Source organism: Algoriphagus oliviformis (genome assembly GCF_017254915.1).
GTDB lineage: Bacteria > Bacteroidota > Bacteroidia > Cytophagales > Cyclobacteriaceae > Algoriphagus > Algoriphagus oliviformis.
On record NZ_JAFKCT010000046.1, the window covers coordinates 1 to 377 of the forward strand.

Sequence of the window (377 nt, forward strand, 5' to 3'; positions counted from 1 at the left end):
CCGGTTGCCGCAGGGCGGCCGGTTTTGTTTCGTTTTCATTTTTCCAACAGGTTTATGTCATGACACGCCGCAATTTACCCTTCATTCTCTTCTTAAACTTACTGGGCGTTGCGCTGTTTCTGTCCTGGTTCCTGCCGGCCAATCACGGCGGCTGGTTTACCCTGGATTCGGCGATCTTCTTCTTCTTTAACCGCCATCTGGCTACCGACCCGGCATTTTTGCACCTGGTCGCCATCACCAACAACCGCGCGTTCGATGTGATTTCACTGCTCGCCATGGGCCTGCTGTATTTGTACTTCTACCTGAAGCAGGACGCCGCCGGCCGCCGCCGTCTGGTGATCACCGGCGTGGTGATGCTGCTGACCGCCGTGGTGCTG

Annotated in this window: 1 pseudogene; it reads left to right on the plus strand. The window is 56.5% G+C overall.

From position 1 onward, the window contains the following. Positions 1-377, plus strand: a pseudogene (locus J0A68_RS23280) (hypothetical protein); the annotation flags it as partial.